This is a genomic window from Marinobacter shunpengi, from assembly GCF_045449695.1.
Lineage (GTDB): Bacteria > Pseudomonadota > Gammaproteobacteria > Pseudomonadales > Oleiphilaceae > Marinobacter.
In genome coordinates, this window is the sequence record NZ_JBJJKZ010000022.1 from 273,023 (window position 1) to 290,566 (window position 17,544).

Sequence of the window (17,544 nt, forward strand, 5' to 3'; positions counted from 1 at the left end):
CCGGAGGGTTTGCCCATGAATGTCTACGAAACCGATGAATTGCTGGGGCAGTACCTGGCCTTCCATTACGGTGACAGCCATTTTGGCGTCGGTAACTATCCGGCCCGGTGCGCCAACACCTGCCTGGAGGTCATGGCGGGGCGGGAAAAGCACCGCGCCCTGGACTTGGGCTGCGCTGTCGGTCGCACCAGTTTCGAAATGGCCCGGATTTTTGAGGAGGTGGTGGCACTGGACCTGTCACAGCGATTTATCGATGCCGCCAACACCCTGAAGACCCATGGACAGATGGAGTATTTCCTGCGGGCACAGGGGGAGCTGGGCGATACGGCGGTGGCGAGCCTGGAGGGGCACAACCTGGCCAAGCATGTGGACCGGGTCACCTTCGAGGTGGCGGATGCGTGTAACCTGGGGCCGTCGTACCGTGGCTTTGATCTGGTCTTCGCCGGCAACCTGATCGACCGCCTGCAGGACCCCGGGACTTTCCTGTCCGGTGTACACCAGTTGCTGAACGACAGGGGAGTGCTGGTGATCAGTTCCCCGTACACGCTGCTGGAGGAGTTCACCCCCCGGCCAAAGTGGATTGGTGGCTTCCAGCGCAATGGTCAGCCGTTCACGGTGCTTGATGGCATGAAGGAGATCCTGGCGCCCCACTTTGAGCTGATGCGGGATCCGGTGGATGTCCCTTTTGTGATCCGGGAAACTGCCCGGAAGTATCAACATACTATTGCTGAATTGACGGCCTGGCAGAGGAAGTAGATCACCATGGGAGAGGGGCTCCCTAGCCTGCATGTTGAGGTGCGGGGCCTCGGGGTGGTGGTACTTTCTCCGCTGCAATTCACGGTACGTCCTGTACCGACCTTGCACCGCGCCATCCCTGGCGCTGCTACGAAAGCACCACCACCCCAAGTCCCACAGAGCTTGTCGGTGACCGCAATGAGCGTTTCTGTGACGCTTCACCCACCGGTAGTGAAAGAAATTCCGCGACTGTAATCGAGATTCATTGAGGTAACTGCCAGGTTAGGCGGGGACGTGGTGGGGGACCTTTTGGAGCAGCGCCAGGGATGGCGCGGTGCAAGGTCGGTCCATGGACGGGCCGTGAATTGCAGCGGAAAAAGGTCCCCCACTGCGGCCCAGGCACCAGACCTGGACCGCCCACTCCAAACGAAGCGAATACCGGTCTTCAGGCCCGGGGCATCGGCAAATCCGGCAACCCGGTTTCCTTGACGAGGCCCTGCATCAACAGCCGCATGCTGGCCTCCTCATCGCCCATGTGGGCATTCAATCGACTGAGTTCCGCCAGGGTTTCCTGATTGCGGCGCAGGTGCAGGCTGGTCTCGAAATACTCTCGGGCCTTGCCCCAGAGCTCATTGCGCAGGCTCAGGCGGCCCAGGGCCAGCAGCAGGTCCGGATTGTTGGGGCGGTCCTGCAGCCAGCGTTCCGCGGCCAGGAGTTGCTCGTCGGGCTTGGCACCGCAGATGCGACCATAGAGGCGGATCAGCTCATCGCTCCAGTGATTGCGCAGCACCTTCCGCAACAGGGTTTCCGCCTGGTCCTCGTCGCCGGCCCGGGCCAGCAGTTCCGCGTATACCCGGATAGTGTGCTCATCCCGCCGCATGGACCCCGGCAGCTCGTCCCACAGGCGGGTCAGGGGTGTCATATCCTGGTTACCCTGGCGCTGGCACTCGTCCGCGGCCCGGTGCAGCAACTTGTGCCAGGCCGTGCGTTCCAGCCGGTCCAGTTCCGAACTATCGCCGAGCTGACGCTTGCGCAGTTCCGGCAGCAGTCGGGACAGCTCCCGCCAGTCCTCCAGGCGGACATACACGTTCTTCAGCAGTTTGAGCACGAACGGGTGATGGGGGGCCTGCTTGCGAAGCCGTACAAGCGTTGCCAGCGACTGTTCCAGCCGATTGGCGTTCAACTGCAGTTGCGCCTGGGTGATGCCCACCGCCAGGTCGGAACCGGGGGTGCTTTCAAAGGCCTTGCGCAGCAGTTCGTCCACATCGTCATGGTCGCCGGATTCCGAGGCGGCCTGGGCGGCGGCCAGGTAGTTGATCAGGGGCGTGTCCGCCTGCTCCGCTGACGCCTCCAGCTTCTTGCGGGCCTGGGGCCAGTTGCCTTCCGCCAGGGCCAGCAGGCCTTCCGTGGTGCGGCGGCGGGCGCGGCGTTGCTGGCCCCTGGCCAGCCAGTTGGCCATGATACCGGTCTGCTGGGTCAGGCGGCGGATAAACCAGATAGCCGCCAGCAGGACCAGCACCAGTGCCACCAGCAACACCAGACCCACCCAGAAATTGGTCTCGATCAGGTAATTGCCCAGACTGACGCGGATGTAGCCCAGGTCATAGTGGAGGCCCTGGCTGAGCCCCAGCCCAATCAGCAGGGCAACGACGAGGATGATCGCAAGGCGGATCATGACTCACCGTCCCCGCTGTCGGCAGGCTGTTCCCGGGTCTCCCCGTCCGGGGCATCCGCGCCGTCCATGGGCGCCTCGGTGTTGGCGTGACGACCGGCAATGCGGCCCTTGAGGAGCGTCAGCGAGCGGCTGATGTCCGGCAGCTCCGGGTTGATGTCGCGCCCCTTCAGTTCCGTCAGGGTGTCCCTCAGGGCGGTGATGTGGTTGTTGCTGCTGTCGTACCAGGTGTCCAGGGAGGTGAGGGCCTTGTCCAGGGCCTGCTGGTACAGGGTGTCGTGGCCACGGAGCACCGCCAGTTCCGCCTGCTCGATCATCAGTTGCAGGTTCAGCCGTGCCCAGGCGCTCTGGTCCGGGGACAGCAGTGGCTTGACCGGTTCATCCAGCCGGCGGATGGACACCACGTTGCTCAGGCTGGACTTGACCCGTTTCCAGGCCCGGGAGAGGGCACTGGATTCCTCGCCGGTGCCGACGGTATCGCTTTGCGGGTCGTCGCCGGCATCGGTGAAGTCAGGGGCCCGCTCGATCAGGGCCCGGTCGGTGAGCTGGGTGACGGTATTCCGGGCCGCTTCCAGTCTCAGGTAGAGGCCGGTGCGGTCGACATCAGTCACGCTGCGCAGGGCCATGATTTCCCGTGCCAGTTGTTCCCGTACCGGGTAGACGCCCACGTCGTCGGTTTCCCGCAGCACCTCATCGGCGGATTCCAGGGCCGCCAGGGCGCCCCGGATGTCCTTTTCGATCTGCAGGCGCTGGTTGGCGATGCGCATCAGGTATTCCGCCTCCGCCAGCAGCCAGTCCGTGCGGGTGCGGTTGCCGGCATCCAGCAGCTCGCTGGCGGTATGGTCGATCTGCCGTTGCTGCTCGTTCAGGCGTTGCTGCTGTTCCCGCAGGGTTGTCTCCAGGGATTGCAGTCGTTCGGTGCGGCTGTCCCGGCCCTGGTTCAGCCGCTGGTCCAGTTGGCTGTTCATCTCGGTAACGTGTTGCAACGACTGCTGGAGCTGTTGCTGGGTCTGCCACTGCTGCCAGCTCCACAGTCCCAGGGCGATCAGGCCCGCCAGCAGTATCAGGCAGACCAGCCAGACCGGCCAGAGGGCGGCACGGCGGGTCTCCGGATTGGCGGGTATGGTCGCGGGAAGCTGGTTCTCGTTGTTGGATTCGGTCACGGGCATCCTTACTGGCTGTCAGGGCGATCCGGGCGTCGGGGCTGGTCCTGTCTGGTGAGGAGGATAGCAGCCAATCACCCGGTTCACGATGTCCTCGTCTGCCATGCCGCTGGCGCAGATGACCCGGTCGAACCCGGCCTCCCGGGCCTGTCGGGCCACCCGGTCGGTCGGAACCAGCAACAGACTTTTCAGGCAATTATGGCTGCTATTCTCACTCAGTGCGATGAAATTGTTCAATGTTTCCCCGGACAGCGCGATGATGACGTCGGGTGCGAACCGCTCCAGGCTGTCCGCCAACTGCTCTGGTGACGGGGTTGTTCGCTGGCGACGGTAGAGTGGCAACTGGGTGACCGACGCGCCCCGCTTTTCCAGGGTCTCGCGGATCAGGTCGCGACCGGTCTCGCCCCGGGCCAGCAGTACTTTCTCGTGGGTCAGGGTCTGTAGCGATGGCAGAGCCAGCAGGGCCTCACTGGTGAAGCCTGCCGGTGGATGCCCGGGGCTCAGTCCAGCGCTCTCCAGTACCGCCGCGGTACTGGCCCCGACTCCATACCAGTGGACGCCGGTGGGGAACTGGGGCCACCAGGTGTCCACCCGGTCCAGCAGTTGCCGGGCGGCATAGGGGCTGACGGCAATGATATGCTGGAACAGGTCCAGGTCGAGGATGATCTGCCGGCTTTCCGGGGTTTCCGGCAGGGGCACCCGTTCCATCACGGGCAGGGTGCGGGTATCGGCACCGGCTGACCGGAACGCCCCTGACAGCCGGGTGGCCTCCGGTTCCGGCCGACAAATCAGCACCCGCACGCCGGTCAGGGCAGTCACTTCCTCAGGTCGGGGTGTGTCCATAGATATCGGCCAGTATCCGGTCGGCGCCCATCCTGAGCAGGTCCTCGGCCAGTTCCCGGCCCAGGGTCTCTCCCTCGGCCCGGGCGCAGCGGCCTTCCACCCGCAGGATTTCCTTGCCGTTGACCGTGCCCACCAGGCCCCGCAGCCACAGGGTGTCTTCGTTTTCCAGCAGGGCATAGGCGGCGATGGGCACCTGGCAGCCGCCTTCCAGGCGTCGGTTGAGGGCCCGCTCGGCGCTGACCCGGTCCCAGGAGTCCCTGTGATTGAGTGGCGCCAGCAGGTCGATCAGTTCCTGGTCGTCCAGGCGGCACTCGATGCCCAGGGCGCCCTGGCCAACCGCCGGTAGCGACAGGTCGTCCGGCAGGGTGTAGCGGATGCGGTCATGGAAACCCAGGCGCTTGAGGCCGGAGGAGGCCAGCACGATGGCCTGGTAGTCACCGGCATCCAGCTTGGCCAGGCGGGTGTTGACGTTGCCCCGCAGGGTGCGGACATCCAGGTCCGGGCGGTAGTTGCGCAGCTGGGACTCGCGACGCATGCTGGCGGTGCCCACCACAGCGCCCTGGGGCAGGTCGTCCACGGTGTTGTAGTTGTTGCTGATGAAGGCGTCGGTGGGGTCTTCCCGTTCGCAGATGGCCACCAGGCCGAGACCTTCCGGGAATGCCATGGGCACGTCCTTCATGGAGTGCACGGCCAGGTCGGCGCGCCCGTCCAGCATGGCCTCTTCCAGTTCCTTGACGAACAGGGCCTTGCCGCCAATCTTGGCCAGGGGCACGTCGAGGATCTTGTCGCCCTGGGTCTTGATGCCCACCAGCTCCACCTCGACATTGTCGTGCAGGCGCTCCAGCTCGGCCTTGATGTGTTCCGCCTGCCACAGGGCGAGGGCGCTGGTACGGGTTGCGATGCGAAGGGTTCGTTTTGCCATGGTGTCCGTGTTTGTTGAGCGGAATGAGAGGAGCGGGAGACGGATTGACCCTATCCCGCCTGACTGTTTGCACAAGCCTAACCCGATGGCGCTGAAAAGTCCCGTCAGTGGGTGTTGACTACAGCTCCCGGAGCCATTGCCTGACCCGGGCCACATGGCGGCGGCTTACCGGCAACGCCTCATCGGTGTCGGCCACCCGGACCTGGCTGGAGCCATCCTCAAGGCGCTCCAGCGAGCGGATGAAGTGGGTGCCTACCAGGGTGTGCCGGTGGATGCGCAGCAGGTGCTCCGGGAACCGGCTTTCCAGGGCCTTCAGGCTCAGGTCGGTCAGTGTCTCGCCGTTGTCGTGGTGCAGGGTGACGTACTTCTGGTCGGCTTCGCAATACCTCACCCGGGTCATATCCACCAGTTCGGTACCCCGGGCGCTGCTGACACTGAGGTGGTGGCTGTCGGTGTCCGGTTGCCCCTGCAGCGCCTGGAGCTGCACCCGGTTCAGCCGTTCCGCCTGGCTCAGGGCACCGGCCAGCGCCTCCCGGCGCACCGGTTTCAGCAGGTAGGCCACCGCCTGTACCTCGAACGCGCGGACGGCGTAGTCGTCGTAGGCGGTACAGAAGATGATGGCAGGCGGATTGGGCTGCCGGGTTAACTGTGCGGCCACCTCCATGCCATCCCTGCCGGGCATGCGAATATCCAGCAGTACGATGTCCGGCATGTCCCGGGCCATGGCGTCGAGAACCTGGTCCCCGTTGGCCGCCTCACCGCTGACCCGGTAGCCGTCCAGGTCATCCACCATCCGGATAAGGCGTTCCCGTGCCAGGGGTTCGTCGTCGGCAATCAGTACGCGGCGCTGGCTGGTCATCATGTGGTACCCGTGGTTTGCCATGGGAGCCGCAGGGTGACGGTGTATAGATCATCCTGCTGGCTGTGCTTGAGCACGGCGGTTTCCCCGAACAGGGTCTGGATCCGCGCCTGGGTGTTGCTGAACGCGACCCGGTTGCCCTGGTGCTGACGGGCGCCGTCCTCCGGTTTCGGGTTCTGTACCAGCAGGTAAACGTACTGGCCGCTGCGCTGGCTTTCAATAACCACCGTGCCGCCCTCGGCCCGGGGCTGGATGCCGTGGTAGATGGCGTTCTCCACCAGCGGCTGCAGGGTCAGTGGGGGGATGGCCTGGGTGTCCAGGGCCGGGTCGGTGCGCCATTCCACCCTGAGCCGGTCGCCCAGCCGCAGTTTCTCCAGGGCCAGGTAGCGTTGGCACAGGCCGAGTTCTTCCTTCAGGGGGACCACGCGCTCCGTGGTCCTCAGCGAGGCCCGGAACAGTTCCGACAGGTCCAGCACCGCATCCTCCGCCTGTTCCGGGCGGGTACTGATCAGGCTGGCAATGGTGTTCATGCTGTTGAACAGGAAATGCGGATGGATGCGCGCCTGCAGGGCGGTGAGCCGGTAGGTCATCTCCGCCTGTTTCTGCAGCCGCCACTGGTGTTGCAGGTAGAAGTAGCGCAGGGCCATGAGGGTGGCGATAACGGCAATCAGCAGGCTCTTGCCCATGGCCTGCCCGTGTTCTGCCATGGATTCCGGGTAGAGGAAGACGCCGGCGAGTCCACTGAACAGGAGGACGTCCAGTGCCACCAGGGTCACCATGGCCAGGGTGGCCCGGGTGGTGGTCAGGCTCGACAGCCAGGGCCGGGCCAGGCAGATCAGCGCTGCGCTGGTGAGCACGGTCCACTGCACCAGCAGTGACACCAGGCCGAAATAGTTCCAGTCCAGCCACTGGCCCCGGGCATGGGCCATGGCCAGTAGCAGCACCATCAGTTCGCTGGTGATCACCAGCATGAACACGGAGCGTACCCGGCACAGGTCCGGCACGAAGAACCCGTTGAGCTGCGAGCCGGGATCATCCTGCTGACGGTTTCTGGTACTGCTGACAGTCATGCGGGTGAGAGTCCTCTCCGGAGTGTTATAATCCGCACACATTTTTTCGCACCGGATCATTCTGCCGGGCCGTCAGCAGGAAAGATACACCATGACCGACCAGAACAAGAGCTCTGAAAAACCCTGGGGAGGCCGTTTCAGCGAGCCGACCGACGCATTTGTGGAAAGGTTCACGGCCTCCGTGGATTTTGACCGGCGCCTGTACCACCACGACATCCGCGGATCCATCGCCCACGCCACCATGCTGGCGGAGGTGGGCGTGCTGACCGCCGACGAGAAGGATCAGATCATCCAGGGGCTGGAAGAGGTCCGCGCCGATATCGAGCAGGGCAGGTTCGAATGGTCGGTGAGTCTGGAAGATGTGCACATGAACATCGAGGCCAAGCTCACCGAGCGTATTGGCATCACCGGAAAGAAACTCCATACCGGCCGCAGCCGCAACGACCAGGTGGCCACGGATATCCGCCTCTATCTGCGGGATGAGATCGATGCCATTGCCGCCGAGCTGGCCCGCCTGCGGGGCGGCCTGCTGGATCTGGCGGAGCGGGAGGCGGAGACCATCATGCCCGGGTTCACCCATCTGCAGACCGCCCAGCCGGTGACCTTCGGTCATCACCTGCTGGCCTGGGCGGAAATGCTGGAGCGGGACGCCGAGCGCCTGCAGGACTGCCGCAAGCGGGTTAACGTGATGCCCCTGGGCGCGGCGGCCCTGGCCGGCACCACCTATCCCATCGATCGCACCATCACCGCGCGGCTGCTGGGTTTTGACCGGCCCACCGAGAACTCCCTGGATTCCGTCAGCGACCGGGACTTCGCCATCGAGTTCTGCAGCTTCGCGGCCCTGCTGATGACCCACCTGTCCCGCTTCAGTGAGGAACTGGTGTTGTGGACCTCAGCCCAGTTCGACTTTATCGACCTGCCGGACCGCTTCTGTACCGGCTCCTCCATCATGCCCCAGAAGAAGAACCCGGACGTGCCGGAACTGGTGCGGGGCAAGACCGGGCGTGTCAACGGCCACCTGGTCAGCCTGCTCACCCTGATGAAGAGCCAGCCGCTGGCCTACAACAAGGATAACCAGGAGGACAAGGAGCCGCTGTTCGATACCGTGGATACCGTCAAGGGCAGCCTGCGGGCCTACGCCGATATGATCCCCGCCATCACCTCGAAGGCGGACAACATGCGTGAGGCGGCCCGTCGCGGTTTCTCCACCGCCACCGACCTGGCCGATTACCTGGTCAAGAAGGGGGTCGCGTTCCGGGATGCCCATGAGATCGTGGGCAAGGCGGTGGCGTTTGGGGTTGCCGAGAAGAAGGACCTGTCGGAAATGACCCTGGTGGAGCTGCAGCAGTTCTCCGATACCATCGGTGAGGATGTCTTCGACGTACTGACCCTGGAGGGGTCTGTGCAGGCCCGGAACCATATGGGCGGCACGGCGCCGGATCAGGTGAGGGCGGCGGTGGTCCGCGCCCGGTCAAGGTTGGGCTGACCGGTTACCGGTCGCGCCGGTGGGTCGTCGATTCAGGCGATCGCGCCGGTCGACCAGTTGCCCTGGTCGGGGGTGCCCAGTTCCTTCAGTGGGCGGGGTGCGCTGACCAGTCGGCCCTGGATCAGGTGGATGCCCAGGTTCTGCACCCGCTGACGGGCAATGTCGTTCTCAACGGCGGTGGCGATGGTGATCTTGCCTGAGGCATTGGCGATTCGCTGCAGGGCTTCCATCATCACCAGGTGGGTGGGTTCGTCTTTCAGTCCCCGCAACAGTTCCGGGGCGAGTTTGATGTAGTCCACCGGCAGGCGGCCGGCAAGCCGGTAGCTGTCCATACTGTTGCCGGCACCATCCAGGGCGGTCTTGCAGCCGAGACGTCGCAGCATGCGACAGATCTGGCGGCAGTCGGCGGTGTAGGCGACGGCATGGTGGGCCGGGATCTCGAAACACAGGGACTCGGGTTTCAGGCCGGTCTTTTCCAGTGCCCTGGCAATAAATCCGGGAAACGTGCGGTCCTGCAGGGACCCCAGGGACAGGTTGAAACCGCAGTAGCCCATTGAGCCGGCCACCTGCGGGTGGCGATACAGGTGACACAGCGCCTGCTTGATAACCTGCCTGTCCAGGCGCCGTGACAGTTCGAAGCGCTCGATCAGGGGCAGGAACTGTGATGGCGTCATGGCGGATTCGGCACTGTCGGCGCCGCGCAGCCGGGCCAGTACCTCGAAACACCGTCCGTTTGTCCTGGCTGTCAGGGCTTCGATGGGCTGGAACTCCAGTGGCAGGCCGCCATCGGCCAGGCACGAGCGGATATGGGCCAGCATGGCCTTTGTCTGGGCAATGTTTTCCCGGTGGGGGGATCGACCAGCCCGCTGGACGGGAGCCTGCTTGGGAACCACTAAGGTATCTGCGGTCTGTGAGCGGGTCGCTGACTTGGGAGCACTGGCCTTGCGCACGGTCACTTTCGCTGCCATAAAGTAACCACGGCCATGGCGCAGGGTGACGGTGAGGGGGCGGCCACTGTCGTGGTAGCCGGCATAGTCCGGGCTTAGCGGATTATCCTCGGCAGAGGCAATCAGCTGCTTGAGGGGGCGACCTTCGATGTCACCGCTGCTGTACCCAAGAACCACGGGAAGGTTGGGGTCCGTCGCGGTTACCACGCCGTCCTTATCGACGGTCAGTATGGTCGTCACGCCCTCGCCGGCAACCGGTCGGTGGCGGCAGATGACGAGCTCATTCACGTCAGAGTACTCCTGTCTCAGTCCCTGTTGTCGCTCCGTAACAGGTCGGCGGCCGGACTGCGTTATTATTCTTTCCAGTATTGCTTTGCTCTGGCGTCCAGTGCCGGGAATCCGAGGCGGTCAGTACCGGTGACCAGCTCAGTTAGATCTTCTGTTAGGCTATCCAAATGCCAACCCGATCACATTGTACAGATAATACGCGGAAAGGAAACGTCTCGATTCCGGAGTCGTGTCGATGACACCCGAACATCCTGTCTCGGTAGACTTTTCCGAAGGTGTTGACCGCAAGGTCCTGAAGCGAATTACCGATCGTTTCTGCACCCTGAACCAGCTACGGCTGGACCGTGCCCGTTCGGCGCTCACCTGGCGGCAACAGGTGGTGCTGGATTTGCTGCCACTGGCGTTCCATCTCAACCACCCGGCCCTGCCGGGTTACCATTCCACCGACTGTCCCAGGGGGCTGGACCGGTATCAGCCCTCGGACCAGGCCATGCATGCCGCCCAGCGCCTGGCCCGGTCATTTCGCTTCGGCTCCGGAAAGAAGGGGGCGACGGAGCTGACCGGTCTCTACCTGATGGGTAGCCCCGGATCCCTGGGGCATTCCGTTGCCAGTGACCTGGATGTGTGGGTGTGCCACCGGGAGGACCTGGCTCCCGAGCGGGTGGTCGCTCTGAACGAGAAAGCTGTACGGCTTACCCGCTGGGCGGAGGACTACGGCCTTGAGCTGAACCTGTTTGTGTTCAGCGCCGAGGATTTCCGCCAGGGCCGGCAGCAGGCGGAAGTCACCACGGAAGATTGCGGCAGTGCCCAGCATTACCTGTTGCTCGATGAGTTCTACCGCACCGCCATTCACCTGGGTGGGCGATACCCTCTGTGGTGGCTGATTCCGGTGGAGGACGAAGCGCGCTATGGGGAACTGACCCGGTTCCTGCAGGACAACCGCTTTATCCGCCCGGATGAGTACCTGGATTTCGGTGCTGTGCCCTCTATTCCTGTCACTGAATTCCTGGGGGCCGGCATCTGGCAGCTCTACAAGGGTATCGATTCCCCCTGGAAGTCGCTGCTCAAGCTGCTGCTGATTGAATGCTACGCCCGTGATCGGGACAACGGCCTGTTGTCCGGGGATTTCAAGCGCGCTGTCTACCGTGGTGAGACCTCGGTGGATGCGGTGGACCCCTACGTGATGCTCTACCGTCGGCTGGAGCGCTGGCTGACGGCCATGGATGCCCCGGAACGGCTGGACCTGGTGCGGCGCGCCCTCTACCTGAAGACCGGTCTTCCGCTGACCCGGGCCGGGGAAACCGCCAGCCGCTGGCAGGGGCGCATCCTGCGGGAGCTGGTATCGGAATGGGGCTGGCAGCGCGAGATCCTGTCCGAGCTGGACGCCCGGCATCAGTGGCGGGTGGAACTGGTAATGGAACTGCGCCGGCGAGTGGTGTCGGAACTTACTCACAGCTACCGGCTGCTGTCGCGTATGGCCCGCAGTGACAATGTCCGAGCCAGTATCAGCAAGGCTGACCTGGACCTGCTCGGCCGCAAGCTCTATGCCGTCTTCCAGCGAAAGGCGGGTAAGGTGGAGATCATCAATCCCGGGATTGCCCCGTCCCTGGCCGAGGAGAACCTGTCGTTCTGCCGGCGCACCGCCTCCGCGCGCCAGTCCACCCCGGACGGGTGGCTCCTCTTCCGTAACCTCGAGAGCCTGGCGGACATCGTCTGGCAGTCGCCGATCCGTCGGGCCGGCAGCCTCGTGGAGCTGGTGGTCTGGTGCCAGTGCAATGGCCTGATGTCGCCGGCGACCCGGCTGAACCTGCGCCAGGAATCCCCGGAGCCGGATGCCCCGGTCCCGGTGCTGACGGTCAAGGACCTGCGGGCCATGGCTGCGTTTATCGGGCAGCATCTGGGCATCCCCCAGCCCCCCTCCCGTGAGGCCCTGATGGCCCCGGTGCGCCCGGACACCCATCTCCTGCTGGTGAATGTCGGTGTCGATCCCCTGGCCAGGCTCACCGAACGCGGCCTGCACAAGCTTAGCGGCCAGCACGACTCCCTCGGGTTCAGTGGTGGTCGTGACAACCTGGTGGCCACCATTGAACAGGTCACCATCAACAGCTGGCGGGAAGTCAGCCTGCAGCGTTACGTGACCGGTGATGCCCTGGTGCAGTGCCTCAAGAACCTGCTGGCGCTGGTGGCCCGGGACCCGGCCCATCCTCCGGCGGTGAAGGTGTGGTGTGCCGGTGGCAGCCACGCCACCGCCATTTCCCGGCGTATCCGTGAGCTGGTGGAGGACGTTACCCGGCAGTTTTTCGCCGGTGGAACCGGGCCGCACCCGTTGCGTTACCTGCTGAAGGTGGACCAGCGCTGGTTCGTGCTGCGTTTCGAGGGTCTGGAGCCCGGATTCATCGGCCTGGCGTCGGATCAGGAACTGATGGACTACCTGGCCCGGCCCCAGGAGGAATATACCCCGGTGGTCCCGGACCGGTACGCGCTGCAACAGGATCCGGCCTTCCGCGCCGTGTGCAATGGCTGCCAGCCGGATGTCATCCAGATGTTCTGGCAGCGGGGCAGCGGCCGCCTGCGTTTCTGGGTCACCGATGAAACCGGCTCCCTGTACGGCTGGAGCCAGCCCTGGTCCGGCAGCCGGCGCCAGTCACTGCTGCCACTCATGCGGTTCCTGGAAAACCTGACGGAGCGTAGACAGCTCCGCCAGATGGCCGGAGCGGAGAGTCCGGTCGCGGGGCTGATCTGTACCGAGGTGATTGTCGAGGCCGGCGAGGCCCGCCTGGAGCGCACGCCCCTGGCGCCGGAATCCCTGTCGCTGGATGGTATTGAGCTGCAGGCGGTGGGGGTGCAGCAGGGGGATGGCAGCCTGTGTTTCGACCTGTACTGCGATGAGCAGGAATTCAGCCATGCCGAGTACGGCGACCGGCAGATGGCGGCGGTTGCCCATTACGTCCGCCAGCTCCGGCGCAGTGATGAGGATTACCCGGTCTATCTCACCGACCTTCATCTGCCCCACGATCTGGACCCGCAGATGTGGCAACAGGAACTCCAGACCTGCCAGTACCTCTGGTACCGCCAGCAGATCCAGCAGGCCCTGAACCGGGAGATAGGTGTTCCGTCTGGGCTGGTATGAGCGGCAACCGGCCGGCGCTGCGGCTCGCCCTCGTCGGGCTCCCTCAGGTATACTGCCCCATTGATTTTTTCGAGGTGCAGCCCTGTGGTGACAGGGCCATCGCCGGATGAGGCAGGAAGGTCTGACCATGAGAACTGCGATTTACCTGGCTGTGCTGGTACTGATGTCCGGCCTGGTGGCCGGTTGCGGCCAGAAGGGACCGCTGGAGCGCCCCCAGCAAACCACCACTGCTGTCTCGCCGGCGGATGAAGACGCCGAGACCCGTTAACAGGATTTATTCATGGATCAGTTCAACTATCGCGACGGCCAGCTGTTTGCGGAACAGGTGGCCGTGGCCGACATTGCCCGGGAGCATGGTACCCCGGCCTACGTATACTCTCGGGCGGCGTTTGAGGACCACTACCGTGCCTATGACAGCGCGCTGGCGGGTCGGCCCCACCTGATCTGCTATGCGGTCAAGGCGAACAGCAACCTGGCGGTGCTCAATGTGCTGGCCCGTCTTGGCGCCGGTTTTGATATCGTCTCTGCCGGTGAGCTGGAGCGGGTGCTCCGTGCTGGCGGTGATCCGGGCCGGGTGGTGTTCTCCGGTGTGGGCAAGCAGCCCTGGGAAATGCGCCGGGCCCTGGAGGTAGGCGTACGCTGCTTCAATGTGGAATCCGACACCGAGCTGGACCGCCTCAACGAGGTGGCCGGCGAGCTGGGCGTGAAGGCGCCGGTGTCCCTGCGGGTGAACCCGGATGTGGACGCCGGTACCCACCCCTATATCTCCACCGGTCTGAAGGAAAACAAGTTCGGCATCGACATTGCTGATGCCCCGAGGGTCTATGCCCGTGCAGCGGCCTTGCCGCACCTGGACATCCAGGGCGTGGACTGTCACATCGGTTCCCAGCTCACCACGGTGTCGCCGTTCCTGGACGCCATGGACCGGGTGCTGGCCCTGGTGGACCGGCTGGCGGAGGACGGCATTGTCATCCGTCACCTGGATATGGGGGGTGGCCTGGGCGTGAGCTATGATCAGGAACAGCCACCGGCACCGGAGGACTACATCAGCGCCATGGTGGAGCGGCTGGGCAACCGCAACCTGGAGCTGGTGCTGGAGCCGGGTCGCTCCATCGCCGCCAACGCCGGCATCATGCTGACCCGGGTGGAGTTCCTCAAGTGCACTGACCAGCACAACTTCGCCATTGTCGACGCCGCCATGAACGACCTGATTCGTCCGGCACTGTACAGCGCCTGGCAGGCCATCGTGCCGGCCGCGCCCCGTTCCGACGTGGAGGCCAAGCCCTGGGATATCGTTGGCCCGGTGTGCGAGACCGGCGACTTCCTGGGCAAGGACCGGTCGCTGGCACTGGCGCCGGGCGATCTGCTGGCGGTCCGGTCCGCCGGTGCCTATGGTTTTGTCATGAGTTCCAACTACAACTCGCGCAACCGCCCGCCGGAACTGATGGTGGACGGAGACCGCGTGCATGTGATCCGTGAGCGGGAAACCCTGGACGACCAGCTCCGCCACGAACACTGCCTGCCGCAATGAGTGAGCACGGGATGAGTCGACCAGCACGCAGCCAGGGCCCGACGCTGTCATTCACCAAGATGCACGGCCTGGGCAACGATTTCATGGTGGTGGATGCCATCAGCCAGCCGTTCCGTTTGAGCCCGGAGATGATCCGCAAACTGGCGGACCGGAACTTTGGCATCGGTTTCGACCAGTTGCTGGTGGTGGAGCCGCCCGGGTTGCCGGATGTGGATTTTCGCTATCGGATCTTCAATGCCGATGGCACCGAGGTGGAACAGTGCGGCAACGGCGCCCGCTGCTTTGCCCGTTTTGTACGGGACCAGCGACTGACCAATCGCCGGGTGATCCGTGTGCAGACCGCCGCCGGGGTGATCGAACTGCGTGTGGGGCGGGACGGCTGGGTTACTGTCAATATGGGCGTGCCGGAGCTGAACCCGGCGGCCATCCCCTTTGCGGCGGAATCCCGCCAGTCAGTCTACCTCGTTGAGGTGAGCGGCCAGACCCTGGAGCTGTCCGCAGTATCCATGGGCAACCCCCACGGGGTCCTGCTGGTGGATGATGTGGACACGGCGCCGGTGGAGACCCTGGGCCCGGCCCTGGAACGGCACCCACGGTTTCCGGCCCGGGCCAATATCGGCTTCCTGCAGGTGTTGGACTCCGGCCGCGCCCGGCTGAGAGTGTACGAGCGGGGCGCGGGTGAGACCCTGGCCTGTGGCACCGGTGCCTGCGCCGCGGTGGTCGCCGGGCAATTGCGGGGGGTGCTGGGCAAGCGTGTCAGGATCACACTCCCGGGGGGCGACCTGGTGATCGAATGGCAGGGGGAAGGGGCCCCTGTTATGATGGAAGGACCAACCGCCCGTGTCTTTGACGGCCAGATCCGCCTGCCTGGCGAAAATCGCCGCCGGGGTCGCCGTCATTCCTCCGCACGCGAGCCGGAACGTCGGCCCGCGGACCGCTGAGCCGGGCGACCACAGGAACCGTGACACGACGCCGTGACACACATCGCCGTGACACACATCGCCGTGACACACAACGGCCCGGCAGAAGGCCGTCGCAATAACAGGGGAACCTTCAGTGGATGCAACCTTGACCGCCGAGCAGGTGGCCGATTACCTGCGGAACAATCCGGATTTCTTTGTCGGCCGGGACGAGCTGCTGCGCGCCCTGACCCTGCCCCACGACAGCGGGCGGGCCATTTCCCTGGTGGAGCGACAGGTGCACCTGTACCGGGAGCAGAGGGATACCCTGCGCCACGAACTGGTGGAGCTGGTCTCCATCGCCCGCCAGAACGATCGCCTGTTTGAAAAGAGCAAACGTCTGCTGATGCAGGTGATTGAAGCCCGCAACCTCACCGAGATGGCCTCCGCCATCGACGACAGTATCCGCGGCGACTTCGGCCTGGACGCCGCCTCACTGATGCTGGTGGGAGGCTCCCTGCCGGCGGGCAGCACCACCGGCGCCCTGCACGTGGTTTCCGACGAGGATGCCAACCGCCAGCTCGGGGCCCTGCTCGACGGCGAACGCGCGGTCTGCGGCCAGTTCCGCGAGTCCGACCGGAATTTCCTGTTCCCCGGCCGCGACGAGCCGGTGGCCTCGGTGGCGCTGGTGCCCCTGCGTACGGATCGCCTGGTTGGAGTCTTTGCCGTGGGGAGCTGTCAGCCGGGTTACTTCGACCAGAGTATGGGGTCGCTGTTCCTGTCCTATATCAGCGACACCCTGAGCCGGCTGTTGCCGCCCCTGTTGCAGCGCCATCGCCAGGTGGAACCGGTACTGGATGCGGTGGCCGAATCCCGCTGACGCGACTGGCACCGGTGGCGGCACGACCAACCGGTTAGTGGCGTCGGGCGCCGGCCATGGTGTCGGCTGGACAGGATCGGGAGGATATCTTGAGCCGCAATAAGTCCGACAGACAGGCCCTGCCCGACAGCCTGACCGAGGGAGTGGCTGCGTTCCTCCACCACCTGTCCACCGAACGTCGCCAATCCCCCCACACCTGCCAGGGCTACCAGCGTGACCTGACACGGCTGATGCACTGGGCTTTTGAACAGTCACCTCCCATCGACCAGTGGCCCATGCTGACCGTGGCGGATGTACGGCGCTATGCCGCCACCCTCAACCGGGAAGGCCTCTCGGGCCGCAGCATTGCGCGGGCACTGTCCGCCATTCGCCGTTTCTACGATTACCTGATCCGGGAAAACCGCGCCAGAAGCAATCCGGCCCTGGATGTGAGGGCGCCAAAAAGCGGTCGCCGGTTACCGGTGGCGGCCGATGCCGATCAACTGGGGCACCTGCTGGACGCCACCCCGGACGATCCGCTGGAAGTCCGGGACCTGGCCATGTTCGAGCTGTTCTACTCTTCGGGCCTGCGGCTGTCGGAGCTGACCGGTCTTGATCTGCTACACCTGGATCTGCGGAGCAGCGAGGTGCGGGTACGGGGCAAGGGCAACCGGGAGCGGGTATTGCCGGTAGGCCGCAAGGCGGGTAAGGCCCTGAGGGAATGGCTGGCACTACGGCCGACGCTGGCTGGCGCAGGCGAGAACGCGCTGTTTGTCAGTCGGCGGGGCCAGCGGCTCAGCGCCCGTAGCGTGCAGCAACGGTTGGCGCGCTGGGGGCTCCACCGTGGCGCGGACCAGCACCTGCACCCACACCTGCTGCGACATTCCTTTGCCAGCCACCTTCTGGAGTCCAGTGGCGACCTGCGGGCGGTGCAGGAGCTGCTGGGGCACGCCGATATCGCCACTACCCAGGTCTATACCCATCTGGACTTCCAGCACCTTGCCCGGGTCTATGACCATACTCACCCCCGGGCAAGGCGCCGGAAGGCCCAGGTGCCGGAAAAGGGCTCCGGGCCCGGGGATTCGCTATAGTGATCATGGGGTTTATGACGTTTTCAGGTTCAAGCGGTCCGGTCGGGGC

Annotated in this window: 15 protein-coding genes; 8 read left to right on the forward strand and 7 right to left on the reverse strand. The window is 64.7% G+C overall.

All coding sequences use genetic code 11. The annotated features are described in order from the left end of the window. Window positions 1–15 precede the first annotated feature (15 nt). On the forward strand, window positions 16–756 hold the full coding sequence (locus ACJO2E_RS19780; RefSeq protein ID WP_406966121.1) for a putative 4-mercaptohistidine N1-methyltransferase: 741 nt from the start codon (window positions 16–18) through the stop codon (window positions 754–756). A gap of 424 nt (window positions 757–1,180) precedes the next feature. Here ACJO2E_RS19780 and ACJO2E_RS19785 read toward each other — a convergent pair whose 3' ends face one another. The 6 genes from ACJO2E_RS19785 to ACJO2E_RS19810 form a co-directional block, all read right to left on the reverse strand. After that, window positions 1,181–2,410: a heme biosynthesis HemY N-terminal domain-containing protein gene (locus ACJO2E_RS19785; protein WP_406966122.1), complete on the reverse strand. Its 1,230-nt coding sequence runs from the start codon at window positions 2,408–2,410 to the stop codon at window positions 1,181–1,183. Continuing rightward, the gene (locus tag ACJO2E_RS19790) at window positions 2,407–3,576 is read right to left on the reverse strand and encodes a uroporphyrinogen-III C-methyltransferase (protein WP_406966123.1); all 1,170 of its coding nucleotides are present in this window, start codon (window positions 3,574–3,576) and stop codon (window positions 2,407–2,409) included. The genes ACJO2E_RS19785 and ACJO2E_RS19790 overlap by 4 nt, the downstream gene beginning before the upstream one ends. Before the next feature lie 12 nt (window positions 3,577–3,588). Then, complete coding sequence (locus ACJO2E_RS19795; protein WP_406966125.1) at window positions 3,589–4,413, reverse strand: uroporphyrinogen-III synthase; 825 nt, start codon at window positions 4,411–4,413, stop codon at window positions 3,589–3,591. Further along, complete coding sequence (gene hemC, locus ACJO2E_RS19800) at window positions 4,394–5,335, reverse strand: hydroxymethylbilane synthase (RefSeq protein WP_406966126.1); 942 nt, start codon at window positions 5,333–5,335, stop codon at window positions 4,394–4,396. The genes ACJO2E_RS19795 and hemC overlap by 20 nt, the downstream gene beginning before the upstream one ends. Before the next feature lie 118 nt (window positions 5,336–5,453). Next, a complete protein-coding gene (locus ACJO2E_RS19805) occupies window positions 5,454–6,194 on the reverse strand; it encodes a LytR/AlgR family response regulator transcription factor (RefSeq protein WP_406966193.1) in 741 nt (246 codons plus the stop codon). Next, entirely contained in the window at window positions 6,194–7,264 is a 1,071-nt protein-coding gene (locus ACJO2E_RS19810; RefSeq protein ID WP_406966127.1) for a sensor histidine kinase, read from the reverse strand. The genes ACJO2E_RS19805 and ACJO2E_RS19810 overlap by 1 nt, the downstream gene beginning before the upstream one ends. Window positions 7,265–7,355: 91 nt before the next feature. Here ACJO2E_RS19810 and argH point away from each other — a divergent pair, with 91 nt between their 5' ends. After that, complete coding sequence (argH, locus tag ACJO2E_RS19815; RefSeq protein ID WP_406966128.1) at window positions 7,356–8,750, forward strand: argininosuccinate lyase; 1,395 nt, start codon at window positions 7,356–7,358, stop codon at window positions 8,748–8,750. A 32-nt stretch (window positions 8,751–8,782) separates the two neighbouring features. Here argH and ACJO2E_RS19820 read toward each other — a convergent pair whose 3' ends face one another. Then, window positions 8,783–9,985 (reverse strand): EAL domain-containing protein, encoded by a 1,203-nt coding sequence (locus ACJO2E_RS19820; RefSeq protein WP_406966129.1) that lies wholly within the window; start codon window positions 9,983–9,985, stop codon window positions 8,783–8,785. A gap of 235 nt (window positions 9,986–10,220) precedes the next feature. On the opposite strand from ACJO2E_RS19820, the gene ACJO2E_RS19825 reads away from it, so the two are divergent. The 6 genes from ACJO2E_RS19825 to xerC all read left to right on the forward strand — a co-directional run bounded on the left by ACJO2E_RS19825 (window position 10,221) and on the right by xerC (window position 17,495). After that, window positions 10,221–13,115 (forward strand): class I adenylate cyclase domain-containing protein, encoded by a 2,895-nt coding sequence (locus ACJO2E_RS19825; RefSeq protein WP_406966131.1) that lies wholly within the window; start codon window positions 10,221–10,223, stop codon window positions 13,113–13,115. A 127-nt stretch (window positions 13,116–13,242) separates the two neighbouring features. Continuing rightward, window positions 13,243–13,383 (forward strand): LPS translocon maturation chaperone LptM, encoded by a 141-nt coding sequence (gene lptM, locus ACJO2E_RS19830; RefSeq protein ID WP_406966132.1) that lies wholly within the window; start codon window positions 13,243–13,245, stop codon window positions 13,381–13,383. Window positions 13,384–13,395: 12 nt separating this feature from the next. Continuing rightward, window positions 13,396–14,646 (forward strand): diaminopimelate decarboxylase, encoded by a 1,251-nt coding sequence (gene lysA, locus ACJO2E_RS19835; protein WP_406966133.1) that lies wholly within the window; start codon window positions 13,396–13,398, stop codon window positions 14,644–14,646. Window positions 14,647–14,657: 11 nt separating this feature from the next. Further along, a complete protein-coding gene (dapF, locus tag ACJO2E_RS19840) occupies window positions 14,658–15,587 on the forward strand; it encodes a diaminopimelate epimerase (protein WP_406966134.1) in 930 nt (309 codons plus the stop codon). A gap of 115 nt (window positions 15,588–15,702) precedes the next feature. Next, window positions 15,703–16,425, forward strand: a complete 723-nt coding sequence (locus ACJO2E_RS19845) for a DUF484 family protein (RefSeq protein ID WP_406966135.1) — start codon at window positions 15,703–15,705, stop codon at window positions 16,423–16,425. Between the two features lie 89 nt (window positions 16,426–16,514). Next, window positions 16,515–17,495 carry a tyrosine recombinase XerC gene (gene xerC, locus ACJO2E_RS19850; RefSeq protein ID WP_406966137.1) on the forward strand — a complete coding sequence of 327 codons (981 nt, stop codon included), beginning with the start codon at window positions 16,515–16,517 and terminating at the stop codon, window positions 17,493–17,495. Window positions 17,496–17,544 lie beyond the last annotated feature (49 nt).

Coding starts and splice junctions, on each gene's coding strand:
- ACJO2E_RS19825 (WP_406966131.1), top strand. CDS start 10,221: ATGACACCCGAACATCCTGTCTCGGTAGACTTTTCCGAAGGTGTTGAC.
- dapF (WP_406966134.1), top strand. CDS start 14,658: ATGAGTCGACCAGCACGCAGCCAGGGCCCGACGCTGTCATTCACCAAG.
- lysA (WP_406966133.1), top strand. CDS start 13,396: ATGGATCAGTTCAACTATCGCGACGGCCAGCTGTTTGCGGAACAGGTG.
- ACJO2E_RS19795 (WP_406966125.1), bottom strand. CDS start 4,413: ATGGACACACCCCGACCTGAGGAAGTGACTGCCCTGACCGGCGTGCGG.
- ACJO2E_RS19805 (WP_406966193.1), bottom strand. CDS start 6,194: ATGACCAGCCAGCGCCGCGTACTGATTGCCGACGACGAACCCCTGGCA.
- ACJO2E_RS19810 (WP_406966127.1), bottom strand. CDS start 7,264: ATGACTGTCAGCAGTACCAGAAACCGTCAGCAGGATGATCCCGGCTCG.
- hemC (WP_406966126.1), bottom strand. CDS start 5,335: ATGGCAAAACGAACCCTTCGCATCGCAACCCGTACCAGCGCCCTCGCC.
- lptM (WP_406966132.1), top strand. CDS start 13,243: ATGAGAACTGCGATTTACCTGGCTGTGCTGGTACTGATGTCCGGCCTG.
- argH (WP_406966128.1), top strand. CDS start 7,356: ATGACCGACCAGAACAAGAGCTCTGAAAAACCCTGGGGAGGCCGTTTC.
- ACJO2E_RS19790 (WP_406966123.1), bottom strand. CDS start 3,576: ATGCCCGTGACCGAATCCAACAACGAGAACCAGCTTCCCGCGACCATA.
- ACJO2E_RS19780 (WP_406966121.1), top strand. CDS start 16: ATGAATGTCTACGAAACCGATGAATTGCTGGGGCAGTACCTGGCCTTC.
- ACJO2E_RS19785 (WP_406966122.1), bottom strand. CDS start 2,410: ATGATCCGCCTTGCGATCATCCTCGTCGTTGCCCTGCTGATTGGGCTG.